This is a genomic window from Ruegeria sp. HKCCD7303, from assembly GCF_013111185.1.
Lineage (GTDB): Bacteria > Pseudomonadota > Alphaproteobacteria > Rhodobacterales > Rhodobacteraceae > Ruegeria.
Genome location: NZ_WVRE01000001.1, coordinates 662,753 through 677,190 on the forward strand (window position 1 = coordinate 662,753; position 14,438 = coordinate 677,190).

Consider the following 14,438-nt stretch of genomic DNA (forward strand, 5'->3'; position numbering starts at 1 on the left):
GTCTCAACCTTCGTGACGCGCCAAAGGCACAACCTCTGACGCGGCATCAGGTGCGATTTCTTCAAAATCGAAATTGTCCAGACGCTGCGCCCGTCGGCCAGCTCTTTCCGCACTGATCTTGATTTCCGAGATATCCTTGGCCGCCTGACCAAAATGACGATCCAGATTGGTCACACGATCACCCAGACGCTCCACATCCTTGTGCAGCAGTCCCAATTCTTTGCGGATCGCACCTGCCTGTTCGCGCATCCGGGCATCTTTCAGGATCGCGCGCATCGTGTTCAGCGTCGCCATGCAGGTGGTCGGCGAAACGATCCAGACGCGCTTGCCGAAGCTTTCCTGAACCAGCTCAGGGAACTTTGCGTGAAGCTCGGCATAAACGGCCTCGGACGGCAGGAACATCAGCGCACCATCAGCGGTTTCACCATCCAGTATGTATTTCTCGGCAATGTCGTTGATGTGCTTACGCACCGTGCTGCGGAACATCTGCAGCGCCGCTTTCAGCTCAGTGTCATTAGTCGCGCCGATCAATGCTTCATACGCCTCCAGCGGGAACTTGCTGTCGATCACGATGGGGCCGGGCGGGTTCGGCAGATGGATCAGGCAGTCCGCACGACGCCCATTCGACAGGGTGGCCTGCAACTGGAAACTGTCCCTTGGCAGTGCCTTTGACACAATGTCTGTCAGCTGGATTTCGCCAAACGCCCCGCGCGTCTGCTTGTTCGACAGGATATCCTGCAGGCTGAGAACGTCACCGGACAGTTTGGTGATATTGTCCTGCGCTTTGTCGATCGCGGCCAGACGTTCCTGCAATTGGGTCAGGGATGTCGCGGTCTGTTTCGATGACCCATGCAGCGATTCTTTCATCCGCTCCTGCATTTCGGCCAGCGCGCGTGCAGACTTCATCGCGTTGTCCGCCAGCCGGTCATTCATCTGCTGCTGAACCGAGGAAAGGCGCGCCTCGACTGTTTGGATCACCTGCACTTGCGCATTGGCTTGCGTGTCCGAGACATGCTGAAGACCGCCGCGCAATTGTTCCTGCCCCTGCCCCAGTTGCTGCACATGCTGTCCCAGATGCGCCATCTGCCGCGCCAGAGGTTCCGCCATCCGGGCCGAGCGATTGGCCGCCCGCAGCGACAGGAACAAAAGCAAAAGGATCAGCAGGACAACCCCGCCACCGGTCAAAAAGACCGGGTCATCTACTGGGATCTGGGTGCCTGCAATCTGGATCATATCAGTCTTTATGTTCTCGTTTTGTTTCTGTCTTCTTAATTGGTTCCGAACGACGGATCAACTGCGTCCGAACAACCTTTCGATATCGCTGAGTTTCAGCTCCACATAGGTCGGGCGACCGTGGTTGCACTGACCGGAATGCGGCGTCGCCTCCATCTCGCGCAGCAAAGCGTTCATCTCTTCGGCGCGCATACGGCGACCAGAGCGGACAGAGCCGTGGCAGGCCACTCGGCTGAGGATCGCCTCGATCTTTGCCTGCACCATCTGGCTTTCACCCTGATCGGCCAACTCATCAAGGATATCCAGGATCATCGCGCGGGCATTGACCTCGCCCAAGATGGCAGGGGTTTCACGCACAGCAACGGCCCCGCCACCGAAGGGTTCGATGGTCAGACCAAAGCGCGTTAAGTTTTCAGCAACGGCCATCAGGCGCGCACAATCGCCTTCAGACAGCTCCACGATTTCCGGGATCAGAAGCGCCTGCGCTGCAACGCCGTTTTCCGCCATCTGCGTTTTCAGCTTTTCATAAACCAGCCGTTCATGTGCGGCGTGTTGATCCACGATCACCATACCGTCGGCGGTTTGCGCGATAATGTAATTCTCGTGCACCTGTCCCCGCGCAGCCCCCAAGGGAAGATCCTGCGGTTGAGATTCTTCTGCCTCGGCAATCGGCGCAACCGGGGTAGGCTCGACAATGCTGCCACTGTAGTCCTGGGCCAGTTCAGCAAAGCCCGGAGATTGCGCCCGGTAAGCGGCCTGTCGCGCTGCTGGCGAAGGTCGATCCATCTGGTACACCCGCGCTGTGGCAGATTGCGCAAGTTCGGGCCGCATCGCGCCCAAGGTCGCATTGGCCACGGTCGAGGACGCCCGATGCCCGGCCTCGGCCAATGCATGGCGCAGGCTGGACACAATCAAGCCCCGCGCAACGCCGGGGTCGCGGAACCGCACCTCGGATTTGGCGGGATGAACGTTCACGTCAACCAGCGTCGGATCACAGTCGATGAACAAAGCCGCCGCCGGATGCCGATCCCGGCTAAGAAAATCGAAATAAGCGGCCCGCAATGCGCCAGTCAACATCTTGTCACGCACAGGCCGACCATTGACGAAAAGATACTGCGCCACCGCAGCACCTCGCGAATAGGTCGGCAAGGCAGCGTAGCCATAAAGCCGGATGCCCTCACGCGTAGCGTCGATTTGCAGCGCATTCTCGGCAAACTCGCGCCCGATCACGCGGGCCAGACGGGCGTGGAGCGCGTCAAACAGATCTCCGTTCTCGCGATCCGCGCGGAAGGTCACACGACCCTCTCCGCCACCGGACACATCACGCAGGGTGAAGGTCACGGATGGCTCAGCCATGGCCAGCCGTTTCACCGTATCTGCAATGGCCTGCGCCTCGGCCCGGTCGGTGCGCATGAACTTCAGCCGTGCAGGCGTGGCAAAGAACAGATCGCGCAGCTCGACGACTGTGCCTGCGCGCAAGGCCACGGGTTTGACCGCGCCCATCTTGCCGCCCGCAACGTGGATCTGCGCCGCATCCGCACCCGGAACGCGGCTGGTAATGGTCAGACGCCCGACCGCACCCAAAGAAGGCAGCGCCTCTCCCCGAAACCCAAAGGTATGGATGTTCAGCAGGTCCGACCCATCAATCTTTGACGTGGCATGGCGGGACAACGCCAGTGGCAGATCACCTGCCGAAATACCGCACCCGTCATCCGTGACACGGATCAGGGTCTTGCCTCCATCCGCAATATCGATGGCAATCCGCGTGGCCCCTGCATCGATTGCGTTCTCGACCAGTTCCTTCACGGCAGAGGCCGGACGTTCCACCACCTCACCAGCAGCAATCCTGTTGATTGCAGCGTCATCCAATTGTCGGATCACCGGGCGATCTTCGCCGATATTGGGGTTTGCTTGCGCCATACCCCTAGACCTAGCACAGCCGCGCACGATTCTGCCACAGCTTTGCACAGGTTTTCTGATCAGAGAAAAGGCGTCCGGGTGGCCCTGAACGGTTTGGCCTTCGGGTCCACCCGGACGCACCAAGTGAGTGGTGTGAGTCAGCTAATGAATGGCTGCGTGTAACATGGGCCTGCCCAATAATCTGCTTAAGATTCATCTTTTGGGCATCTGGGCAGAGTTTGGCCGATGACGCATGGGAAGGTGCAGCGGGAACGTGCCGGGTCACGTAGATGTGTGCGCCCCGATATGCGCGCGGCACGGTCCGAACATGGCGGCTGCGGCAAGTATCAGACCAGACATCGTGGCAATCATGCCAGCCGCGCTGACTGCATCCGACCCGCCCAACCACAAGGGGCCGTATCCCGCCAATACATAGCCCGACACTGCCGAGGCCGTGGCGAACACAATGCTCCAGGCAATCTGTGCCTCAAGCCGGTTTGTCAGCATCCGTGCCGCCGCCGGAGGGCAGATGAACATGGCGATCACGATGATCGATCCCACCGCATCAAATGCAGCCACCGCCGCGATGGCCGCTGTTATGACCAATGCCATGCCAAGGGCACCCGTGCGAATACCGATCGTGCGCGCAAAGCCTTCATCGAAAGTCGAGATTTTCAACGGCCGCCAGAACAGCCAAGTGAACACAGACACACCCACCAGAGTCAGAGCAATCCGAGGCAGTTCAGGTGGCAGGCCCGCAAGAGCTTCGACATCCAGCAATGATCCCCAACCGGTTGCGTCCAGCCAGATCAGGCTTTCGAGATTGCCGTAAAGCGCATGTTCTACGTCCAGATGCACGGTAGAGGTGTCTGTTTGCTCAAGTAGCAAAACACCCGCTGCAAACATCGTGGTAAAGACAACACCCATGGCGGCACCGGGTTCGATCTGACCCAGTCGGCGAATGGCTTCGATCAGAACCACGGCCACAATCGCCGCCCCAGCAGCGCCCAGCATCATTGGCCATGTCGATATCGCCCCGGTCACCAGGAACGCCACCACGATACCCGGCAGCACCACATGGCTGATCGCGTCCCCAATCAGCGCCTGTTTGCGCAGCACCAGAAAGTTGCCGGGCAAGGCACAGGCAATGGCCGCAAATGTGCCAATCAGCAGCGGCGTCAACGACAGTGGGACAAACTCCTCGCCACTCATACCGGCACTCCTTGCGGCCCGCCGATTTGACGGTCGATTTCAGCGATCTGGTCATGCGTCAGGACCGTTTCGATATCCCGTAGCCCGTCATAGAGCGCAGCCGTCGCCTCATGCGCCTGATCCGCGCGGACGATTTCCCAGCGTTTTTCATCGCGCAGCGCCTTGGCCGCCCGCGCCTTGCCAGAGTCCGTGGCAACCCCGTCTGGCCGGACCAACCCCGCACGGCGCAACAAACGCAGCGTAAGAGGTTCATAAATTTTCTGCCCCTGCGCCAGCGCCAACAGACCCTGGCGGATATGCACCCGGCGCTGGAAGCGCAGATGCCGCAACACCGCCGCCAGCACCCCGCGCTTTGGGGCGCAGAACAGGGACAGGACGAAAAAGGCAAAGCTGACCAGAACGATGATAGGTCCCGTCGGCAAGTTGGGGGCAGAAGCGGAAATAGCAGCACCGATGTAACCCGCCAGACCTCCGGCAAGCCCGGCAAGCAGGACAACGTGCTCGGAACGCTCTGACCAGAACCGCGCCGTAACCGCCGGAATGATCAGCAAGGCCACAATCAGGATCAAGCCCACAATTTTCAGACCGACCACTGTGACAGCCATGACCAGCCCCATCATCGCAAGGTCGATGCGATGGATCGGCAAGCCACGGGCGGCAGCATATTCCGGGTCAAAGGCGACAAGAGTCATGGGACGGCGTAGGATCAGAACCAGCAGTAGCGTAGCCGAGCCACCGATGGCGATGATCATCGCATCCGCCCACAGCATTCCGGCGGTCGAACCCAACAGGAAACCCTCCAACCCCGCTTGACGCCCAACGCCCATGGTTTGAATGATCGTCAGTAAAACGATCCCAAAGCCAAAAAAGACAGACAGAACCGCGCCGATTGCTGCATCTTCAGCAAGTCGGGTGCGCCGTGTCAGCCAGTTCATGCAAAGAAGCCCAACCCAGGCCGAAATTGCAGACCCCGCAAGCAAGCCCAGCAGGTTTCGCCCATCCCCGCCCAGCGCGACCAAGACCATGAAGGCCAGACAGACGCCCGGCAATGTCGCGTGGCTGATGGCGTCGCTGACCAACGCGCGTTTACGCAGAAACAGGAACGTTCCTGTCACTCCGGCCGAAACACCCAGCAACGTCGCACCAATGGCGACCAGCGTGGCGTTATAGCCAAGCTGCAGGGTCAGAGCGTCCCAAATCATGTGTTATCCCAGCGCGCGCGATATCTGATCGATCTGCGCAGTTGCCAAACGCCCGCCATAGGCCGCTTGCAACGTTTCTGCAGTGAAAGCTTCGGACACCGGCCCTTCGGCCACTTTGCGGGTATTGATCAGGAAAACGTGGTCGAAATAATCGGTCACTGTCGCCAGATCGTGATGCACCACGACTACCGTCTTACCCGCCTCTTTCAGAGACTTCAGCACCGCGATAATGGCCTTCTCGGTGGCGGCATCCACCCCAGCGAAAGGTTCATCCAGCAAATACAGATCCGCGCCTTGCGCCAAAGCACGAGCGAGAAACACGCGCTGCTGCTGGCCCCCGGACAACTGGCCGATCTGACGATCCGCGAAGTCCCGCATCCCGACGCGATTCAGGCAATCCATCGCGCAGGCTTTGTGACGGGCACGTACGCGCCCCAGAAGCCCAAGCTCGCGCGACAGCCCCATCAGCACAACATCGATCACGCGTGTTGGGAAATCCCAATCCACGCTGGCCCGTTGGGGGACATAGGCAATACGCGCGCGCTGCGCCTCCAGCGGCTGTCCAAACACCGTCACCTGACCGGACAGGGGATTGACGATTCCCAAAGCCGCCTTGAGAAGCGTGGACTTGCCCGCACCGTTTGGGCCAATGATGGCGGTCATGGCACCAGGCTGCACTGTCATATCAACCGAAAACACAGCAGGCTTTTGGCCGTAAGAAACGGTCAGGCCACGCACCGCTAGCGGGCTTTCACCCAGCCCGCTATCCTCAAGCGTCACACCATCATTGCTGACCAGACCCAGCATTGTTCAAAACCCCGCAGACAGTTTGCCGTCCATGCCTCGACCGGGGGCGTCGCCGTTCAACGCACTTCCAATGACTGTGATGTTGTGATCCAGCATCCCGATATAGGTACCCTCATAGGTGCCTTCTGCGCCCATCGCATCCGAAAAAAGCTCACCACCGATCGTTACTTTGTGCCCCTTGGCCGCAGCCCCTTCGATCAACGCGCGAATTGAGCGATCCGAGACCGAACTTTCGACAAAGACAGCCGTGATTTGGCGATCAACCAGCAGGTCAACCAATTCGCTGATCCGGTTCAAACCCGCCTCGGACTGGGTCGAAATGCCCTGAATGCCCAGAACCTCGAACCCATAGCTTTGACCGAAATAGCCAAATGCGTCGTGGGCGGTAAGCAGAACTCTGCTGTTCTCGGGCACCGAAGACAGGACATTCTCGGCATAAGCCGCCAAACGGTCAATATCGGCAAGATGCGCCTGTGCATTGGCTGCAAACAAGCCTGCCGCTTCGGGACGAATGTCGGTTAGAGCGCCTTGAACCTCTAGCACAACTTCGCGCCAAAGCACGGGCGACATCCACACATGTGGGTCGTATTTGTCGGCGTAATCATCATGAGCACGCAGTTTGGACTTATCGACCCCCTCGGCAACCGCGACCACAGCGCGTTTGCGTTCGAGATCGTGGAAGAAGTCTTCCATTTGCGCTTCGAGATACAGACCGTGCCAAAGGATCAGGTCAGCGCGGGTCATGGCAACGATGTCGCTGCGGGTCTGTCGATAGGCATGAGGGTCAACGCCCGGCCCCATCAGGCCTGTGACCTCAACCTGATCACCGCCCACCTGGCGCGCTGCATCCGCGATCATGCCTGTTGTCGCGACCACTTTGAGTGGCGCTTCAGCCCAAGCGGCGACTGGCATCGAGAAGGCCAGCGCCAACGCTGCAAGAAAACTCCGACGAATCATCTTCGACCTCAGTTTTGCGTTCTGTTGAGACTGAATATGAGAACCATTCGCAACTAAGTCAACGCTAATGCGAATTATTCGCAAGAAAGCCCTCTCTTTTTGTCCAAATGGTCAAAAAATTGCCGTTCAATTGCATGCAGCACCTTCCATTCCCCGGTCTGCCGTGCGAATTTGTCGCAAACCTCCCAAAGGACGTGACTATGGATACGCAGAGCTCAGAAAGCCCCGTGCGCACCGCGCATCTGCCACAAGTGACCGAACCTCGGAATCCTGGTATGGAACTGGATCTGGATTGGGTCCGCGCAGTTCAGGCCAACACTTCCGCGATTGAACGTCGGGCGGCAACCCTGCCCGGGCGGCGTTCGGTCAAGAAGGATTATCAGGCGGCGTGGCTGCTCAAGGCGGTTACCATGATCGACCTGACCACACTGTCAGGCGACGACACCGTAGGCCGCGTACGCCGCCTTTGTGCGAAGGCGCGCCAGCCTGTGTCGTCATCGCTGTTACAGGCAATGGATATGCCGCCGATCACGACAGGTGCCGTCTGCGTCTATCATGACATGATCGAGACTGCCTTGGATGCCCTGAAAGGCACAGGCATTCCAGTGGCCGCCGTATCAACCGGATTTCCCGCTGGTTTGTCGCCCTTCCACCTGCGCGTGGCCGAGATTGAGGAAAGCGCAAAAGCCGGAGCGGAAGAGATCGACATCGTCATCTCACGCCGCCACGTGCTGTCGGGTGATTGGCAGGCGCTGTATGACGAGATGAAGGCCTTCCGCGTGGCCTGCGGCGATGCCCATGTCAAGGCCATTCTGGCGACCGGAGAGTTGGGCAGCCTGCGTAACGTCGCCCGCGCCTCGCTGGTCTGCATGATGGCCGGGGCGGATTTCATCAAGACCTCAACCGGCAAGGAAAGCGTCAACGCCACCCTGCCCGTATCGCTGGTCATGATCCGCGCCATTCGGGATTTCTATGATCGCACCGGGTATCGCGTTGGGTACAAGCCTGCCGGTGGCATTTCGAAAGCCAAAGACGCGCTGGTTTACCTGTCGCTGATCAAGGATGAGCTGGGCGACCGCTGGTTGGAGCCCGACCTGTTCCGCTTTGGTGCGTCGTCACTGCTGGGCGACATCGAGCGGCAGTTGGAACATTTTGCCACCGGGTCCTACTCGGCTGGCTACCGTCACTCCATGGGCTGAGGAAAGAACTATGACAGTCAAAGAAATCTTCGAGACCATGGAATACGGCCCTGCCCCTGAAAGCGCTGCCGAAGCATTGGCGTGGCTGGTCGATCAAGGTGACAAGTTCGGTCACTATATCGATGGCGGCTTCACCAAACCGGGAAAAGGCTTCGACAGCCGCAATCCGGCAACTGGCGAGGTGTTGGCTAAGCTGACACAGGCGAAACGGGCCGATGTGGACGCCGCCGTGGCCGCTGCCCGCAAAGCGCAGCCGAAATGGGAAAAGCTGGGTGGCGCAGGGCGTGCGCGATACCTCTATGCCATTGCGCGGCTATTGCAGAAACACGCGCGCCTGTTTGCGGTGCTGGAAAGCATGGACAACGGCAAGCCGATCCGTGAATCGCGCGACATCGACATCCCTCTGGCGCAGAGGCATTTCTACTATCACGCCGGCATGGCGCAGTTGATGGAGGCCGAGTTGCCCGATGCGCAGGCTTTGGGCGTTTGTGGTCAGATCATCCCGTGGAACTTCCCGCTGTTGATGCTGGCATGGAAGATCGCACCTGCGCTGGCGATGGGGAATACGGTGGTTCTGAAACCGGCCGAGTACACCTCGCTGACTGCGTTGTTGTTTGCCGACATCTGCTCGCAAGCCGGGCTGCCGAAAGGTGTCGTCAACATCGTGACCGGCGATGGCGCGGTGGGCGAGATGATCGTGAACGCCGACGTGGACAAAATCGCCTTCACTGGCTCGACCGTCGTTGGACGGCGCATCCGAGAGGCAACGGCTGGCTCAGGCAAGGAACTGACGTTAGAGCTGGGCGGTAAATCTGCCTACATCGTCTTCGATGACGCCGATATCGACAGCGCTATCGAGGGTCTGGTCGATGCGATCTGGTTCAATCAGGGTCAGGTTTGCTGCGCGGGGTCCCGCCTGCTGGTGCAGGAAGGTATCGCCGACCGGTTCCACGAGAAGCTACGCGCGCGGATGGATGGGTTGCGGGTGGGTGATCCGCTGGACAAATGCATCGACGTGGGCGCGGTTGTGGATCCGGTTCAGTTGCAGACCATCAAGGGCATGGTCGAAAGCAATACGGCGGGTCACGTGCATCAGGCCGCCTGTGAACTGCCCGCAAATGGCTGCTACTACCCGCCGACGCTGATCTCGGGGCTCGAGACATCCGACCCGCTGATGCAGGAGGAAATCTTCGGCCCGGTTCTGGTCTCCTCGACCTTCCGCACCCCGGCTGAAGCGGTCGAACTGGCCAACAACACCCGTTACGGGCTGGCCGCGACAGTCTGGACTGAGAATGTGAACCTTGCGCTGGACATCGCGCCCAAGCTGGTTGCAGGCGTGGTTTGGGTGAATGCCACCAACCTGTTCGATGCCGCCGCAGGCTTCGGCGGCGTGCGCGAAAGTGGCTTTGGCCGCGAAGGCGGCTGGGAAGGTCTGACGGCTTACACCAAACCCAAGGATAAGGCCAAACCTCTTGCGAAGGTCGAAGCGTCAATGGGCGAAGGGTCCCCGGTCGATCCGATTGACCGCACTGCCAAGATGTATGTCGGCGGCAAGCAGGCGCGGCCCGATGGTGGGTATTCCAAACCCGTCTGGGGCAAGTCCGGCCTGCTGGGCCACGTGGGTCTGGCCAACCGCAAAGACGTGCGCAACGCCGTTGAGGCCGCAGCGGGTGCCATAGGCTGGTCCAAGACCACCGGCCATCTGCGGGCACAGATTCTGTATTACATCGGCGAGAACCTCTCGGCCCGTGCGAGTGAATTCGCCGCGCGCATCGACGCCATGACCGGCAAGAAGGATGGCGCGAAAGAGGTCGAAACCTCGATCCAACGCCTGTTCACCGCAGCTGCCTGGGCCGACAAATATGACGGTCAGGTGCATGGCGTTCCGATCCGGGGCGTGGCTATTGCCATGAAGGAACCCGTGGGCGTCATCGGTGCGCTCTGCGCGGACGAAGCGCCTCTGTTGGGTCTGATCTCGGCGATGGCGCCTGCGATTGCTATGGGCAACCGGGTGGTTCTGGCGGCATCCGAGCCCTACCCGCTGGCAGCAACGGATTTCTACCAGATTCTGGAGACCTCGGACGTCCCCGCAGGCGTGGTCAACATCTTGACAGGCAGCCACGCGGAACTGGCGAAACCTCTAGCCTCGCATCTGAACGTGGACGCGGTCTGGTCCTTCTCGTCAACTGACCTTTCGAAAGAGATCGAGACAGTCTCGGCCGGGAACCTGAAACGGACCTGGGTTAATAACGCGACGGCATTTGACTGGAGCGTGGACCATTCCCGCCGCTTCCTACAGGCTGCAACCGAAGTGAAAAACATCTGGGTGCCCTACGGCGAGTAGGGCCCCCGCGCATCACGGGAGGCCCATATGAACTTTGCAGGACAAACCGTCATCGTCATTGGCGGCACCAGCGGTATCAACCGTGGCATTGCCGAGGCTTTTGCAGCCTCGGGTGCCAAACTGGCCGTCGCCAGCCGTTCACAGGAAAAGGTGGACGACACCGTGGCCGCGCTGAAAGCCGCAGGCGCACAGGACGCCATCGGGGCGGCCTTTGACGTGCGTGATCCGGATGCTGTGGCCGCTGGTCTGAAACAGTTTCACGACGCCTATGGTGATTTCGACGTGCTGGTTTCTGGCGCGGCAGGAAACTTCCCGGCGCTGGCATCCGAGATGTCGGTCAACGCGTTCAAGACCGTGATCGACATTGACCTGATGGGTACAATCCATGTGATGAAAGGGGCGTATCCTTTCTTGAAACGCCCCGGTGCCAGCATCATCAACATCTCGGCTCCGCAATCTTACCTGCCTTATGAGGGTCAAGCTCATGTCTGTGCCGCGAAGGCAGGGGTTGATCAGATCACCCGGACGCTGTCGATGGAATGGGGTGTTGAAGGGATCCGCGTGAACTCGGTCGTGCCGGGGTTCATCGAAGGCACCGAAGGCGCAAAACGCCTGGCCCCTACCCCGGATGCCGGTGAAGCGCTGCGCCGCGATGTACCGTTGGGCCGCTGGGGTCAGCCGCAGGACGTGGCCAATGCCTGCCTGTTCCTCAGCTCGGATCTGGCCAGCTATATCAGCGGTACTGTATTGGCTGTCGACGGCGCGCTGTATCAACGCGGCTCGGGTAAGTTCGGCCAGATGATGGGTGAGATGCTGCGCAGCATGAAAAAGGGGTGAGACGCGCTCACCCCCTCATGCTCAGTTCGTGGTCTCAAGGCCGACGGGTTTGCCCACTACGGTAAAATGCAGCCCGTCCGGATCCAGCAATTCCGAGGCAACCCGGTTCACGTCTTCCAACGTCACGGCGTTTACCTTGTCATTGCGTGTCGCGATATAGTCGATGGGCAGGTTTTCCATCTGCATCCCAACCATGATACCGGCAATCTGCCCGTTTCCATCAAACCGCAGCGGATACGCACCGGTCAGATAGGTCTTGGCATCGTCCAGCTCTTTCTGGGTGACACCTTCCGAAGCGGCCTTGGCCCATTCGTCACGGATCACCTCAACTGCCTCGGCAATGCGGTCGTTGGCTGACGAAACTGACCCCAGATAGACAGACGCCAGATCCTTGGGCACAAGATACGTTGCCACACCGTAAGTCAGCCCGCGTTTTTCCCGCACTTCCTGCATCAGGCGGCTTTCAAAGCCACCACCACCCAGGATGTGATTCAAGACAAACGCAGCAAAGAAATCCGGGTCGTCCCGATCAATCCCGGCCTGACCGAACAGGGCCACCGATTGCGGCGTATCGAACTCGACAACGCTGATACCTCCGGGAATTGTCACGTCAGCCTTTTCCGGGATGGGTCTGGCGGTCTCAGGCAAATCGGCCAGCAACGCATCAAGCAACGCGCCCAGTTCCTCTGCAGTGATGTCGCCCACGGCTCCAACATAAAGGCGGTCTTTGGCGAACACGCTGTCATATGCAGCCGCTACATCGTCCCGCGTCAGAACCGAAACGCTTTCGATCGAGCCCTTCCCTTCTGATCCGTAGGGGTGGTCGCCATAGGCCATCCTTGCAAAGTTCAAGCCTGCGATTTCATTCGGGTCGGTCTGATCCGAGCGCAATCCCGACAGTATCTGGGCGCGCACGCGATCAATGGCATCCTGATCGAAACGCGGCTCGTGCAAGGTGGTGCGCAATAGTTCGACCACCTCATCCCGGTTCTCGGTCAGAAATTGCGCCGAGATCGATACGGTGTCGTCGCCTGCATTATACCTGAATGATGCGGCCAGTGCTTCAAGCTCACGGGCATATGTCTGAGCGTCCATGTCGCCCGCGCCTTCTTCAATCAGACCGCTCATCAAATAGACAGCACCGCGCTTGTCCGGGTCGTCCAGAGAAGTGCCGCCCCGAAACCGTAGCTCCAGCGCGGTAAAGGGGATCGAATGATCTTCGACCAGCCAGGCCTTGATGCCGCCGGGTGAGGTCACTTCTTCGATCTCGATCTCGGCCAGGGCAGGCAGGGCAACCAGACAGGCAATCAGAGTTGCAAGGAACCGTTTCATTGCGTCACCTCATCATCTCGCATCAGCCAACCTGTGACAGATGCCTCGGGTTGCAGCACTTCGCGGGCAGCGGCGATGATCTCATCACCCGTCACGGCCTGAAGAATGTCGGGCCAAGCCTGTACATCTTCGACCGTCAAGCCGCTGGTCAGGGCGCGGCCGTACCGGTTGCCGATGCCGTCCACATTGTCGCGCGCATAGGTCTGAGCAGCGCGCAGCTGCATCTTGATGCGGTTCAGATCGTCTTCGTTCACGCCTTGGGCAATAAAGTCGGCCACAGCCTGATCCATGGCGTCTTCTGCCTCTTGCAGTGACACGCCCTGTGCCGGAACTACCAGCAGGTCAAAGGTCGTGTCATCCAGCGAGACGCCGCGATAAAATGCGCCCGCATAGACGACTTTTTGCTGATCGAACTGAAGCTTTTCGTTCAGGTATGATGTGGTGCTGCCACCCAACAGCTCAGCCAGAAGAAACAGGGCTGCTGCCTTTTCCTGCTCACCCGGATTGCGTTCGGGGGCCAGATAGCTGCGTTGCACATAGGGCTGCGCCACGCGCGGGTCCTTGTAGGTCAGGCGCCGTTCTGCCGTATGCGGTGGCTCCTGCGACCGAACCCGCTCGGGCAAATCCGGGTTGGCCGGGATCACGCCGTAGTATTGCTCGGCAAGGGCTCGGACCTCTTCAGGCTCAACGTCGCCAGTAACCACCAGAATGGCATTATTGGGTGCATAATGGGTCTGGTAGAACGACAGGGCATCCTCCATATCCAGCTCTTCCATCTCGTGCTTCCAGCCAATGATCGGCACGCCGTAGCGATGGTTGAGATACTGCGCAGCGTTCATCTGTTCACCGAACAGAGCGCGTGGGTTGTTTTCCGTGCGCTGATTGCGTTCCTCAAGGATCACGTCACGCTCGGTCAGAATATCCTCTTCGCTTAGCCGCAGGTTCCGCATCCGATCGGATTCCATCCGCATCATCAACTCAAGCCGGTCGGCTGCGACGCGTTGAAAATACGCGGTGTAGTCATAGGATGTGAATGCGTTGTCATTGCCGCCATTGGCGGCGACGGTGGCCGAAAACTCACCCGGAGCCAGCGTGTCTGTACCTTTGAACAGCAGATGTTCCAGGAAATGCGCGACACCGGAGGCCCCTATCGGCTCGTCCGCAGATCCAGCGCGATACCAGACCATGTGTTGCACCACCGGCGCGCGGTGATCTTCAACCACCACGACATCCATGCCGTTGTCCAAAGTGAATGTAGTGACCGCTTCTTTCCCGTCCTCGGCGAAAACCGGGGTGGCAGCGATCAGGGCAGCCGACAAAGCCAGGGCCCGAACCATGGGGCATCCTCCGTTTCGTTTCTGGTATTCAAACTACGGTGGTGCGGCCCGGGTTCAAGCCCGATGACGGAAAGTTAAG

At 59.5% G+C, this 14,438-nt stretch carries 11 protein-coding genes; 3 read left to right on the forward strand and 8 right to left on the reverse strand.

The annotated features are described in order from the left end of the window. Positions 1 to 3: 3 nt before the first annotated feature. From GS630_RS02810 to GS630_RS02835, 6 genes are all read right to left on the reverse strand, one after another. Entirely contained in the window at positions 4 to 1,233 is a 1,230-nt protein-coding gene (locus tag GS630_RS02810) for a DNA recombination protein RmuC (RefSeq protein WP_171711853.1), read from the reverse strand. A gap of 57 nt (positions 1,234 to 1,290) precedes the next feature. After that, on the reverse strand, positions 1,291 to 3,153 hold the full coding sequence (gene mutL / locus GS630_RS02815; RefSeq protein WP_171178151.1) for a DNA mismatch repair endonuclease MutL: 1,863 nt from the start codon (positions 3,151 to 3,153) through the stop codon (positions 1,291 to 1,293). Between the two features lie 261 nt (positions 3,154 to 3,414). Beyond that, the gene (locus GS630_RS02820; protein ID WP_171178153.1) at positions 3,415 to 4,344 is read right to left on the reverse strand and encodes a metal ABC transporter permease; all 930 of its coding nucleotides are present in this window, start codon (positions 4,342 to 4,344) and stop codon (positions 3,415 to 3,417) included. Continuing rightward, a complete protein-coding gene (locus GS630_RS02825; protein WP_171178155.1) occupies positions 4,341 to 5,546 on the reverse strand; it encodes a metal ABC transporter permease in 1,206 nt (401 codons plus the stop codon). The genes GS630_RS02820 and GS630_RS02825 overlap by 4 nt, the downstream gene beginning before the upstream one ends. Before the next feature lie 3 nt (positions 5,547 to 5,549). Continuing rightward, on the reverse strand, positions 5,550 to 6,353 hold the full coding sequence (locus GS630_RS02830; RefSeq protein ID WP_171234821.1) for a metal ABC transporter ATP-binding protein: 804 nt from the start codon (positions 6,351 to 6,353) through the stop codon (positions 5,550 to 5,552). Between the two features lie 3 nt (positions 6,354 to 6,356). Next, entirely contained in the window at positions 6,357 to 7,310 is a 954-nt protein-coding gene (locus tag GS630_RS02835) for a metal ABC transporter solute-binding protein, Zn/Mn family (RefSeq protein WP_171620171.1), read from the reverse strand. 200 nt (positions 7,311 to 7,510) lie between these two features. Between GS630_RS02835 and deoC the strand changes: the two genes are divergently transcribed. From deoC to GS630_RS02850, 3 genes are read left to right on the forward strand one after another with little or no spacing between them, the layout of a single operon-like run. Further along, positions 7,511 to 8,509: a deoxyribose-phosphate aldolase gene (gene deoC, locus GS630_RS02840; protein WP_171620173.1), complete on the forward strand. Its 999-nt coding sequence runs from the start codon at positions 7,511 to 7,513 to the stop codon at positions 8,507 to 8,509. A gap of 10 nt (positions 8,510 to 8,519) precedes the next feature. Beyond that, positions 8,520 to 10,853, forward strand: coding sequence for an aldehyde dehydrogenase family protein (locus GS630_RS02845; RefSeq protein WP_171620175.1), 2,334 nt, complete (start codon positions 8,520 to 8,522; stop codon positions 10,851 to 10,853). A gap of 27 nt (positions 10,854 to 10,880) precedes the next feature. Further along, positions 10,881 to 11,690, forward strand: coding sequence for an SDR family oxidoreductase (locus tag GS630_RS02850; RefSeq protein WP_171178175.1), 810 nt, complete (start codon positions 10,881 to 10,883; stop codon positions 11,688 to 11,690). A 21-nt stretch (positions 11,691 to 11,711) separates the two neighbouring features. Here the strand turns inward: GS630_RS02850 and GS630_RS02855 are convergent, their stop codons facing one another. Beyond that, on the reverse strand, positions 11,712 to 13,022 hold the full coding sequence (locus tag GS630_RS02855) for a pitrilysin family protein (protein ID WP_171711855.1): 1,311 nt from the start codon (positions 13,020 to 13,022) through the stop codon (positions 11,712 to 11,714). After that, entirely contained in the window at positions 13,019 to 14,359 is a 1,341-nt protein-coding gene (locus tag GS630_RS02860; RefSeq protein ID WP_171620177.1) for a pitrilysin family protein, read from the reverse strand. Before GS630_RS02860 ends, GS630_RS02855 begins: the two co-directional genes overlap by 4 nt. Positions 14,360 to 14,438 lie beyond the last annotated feature (79 nt).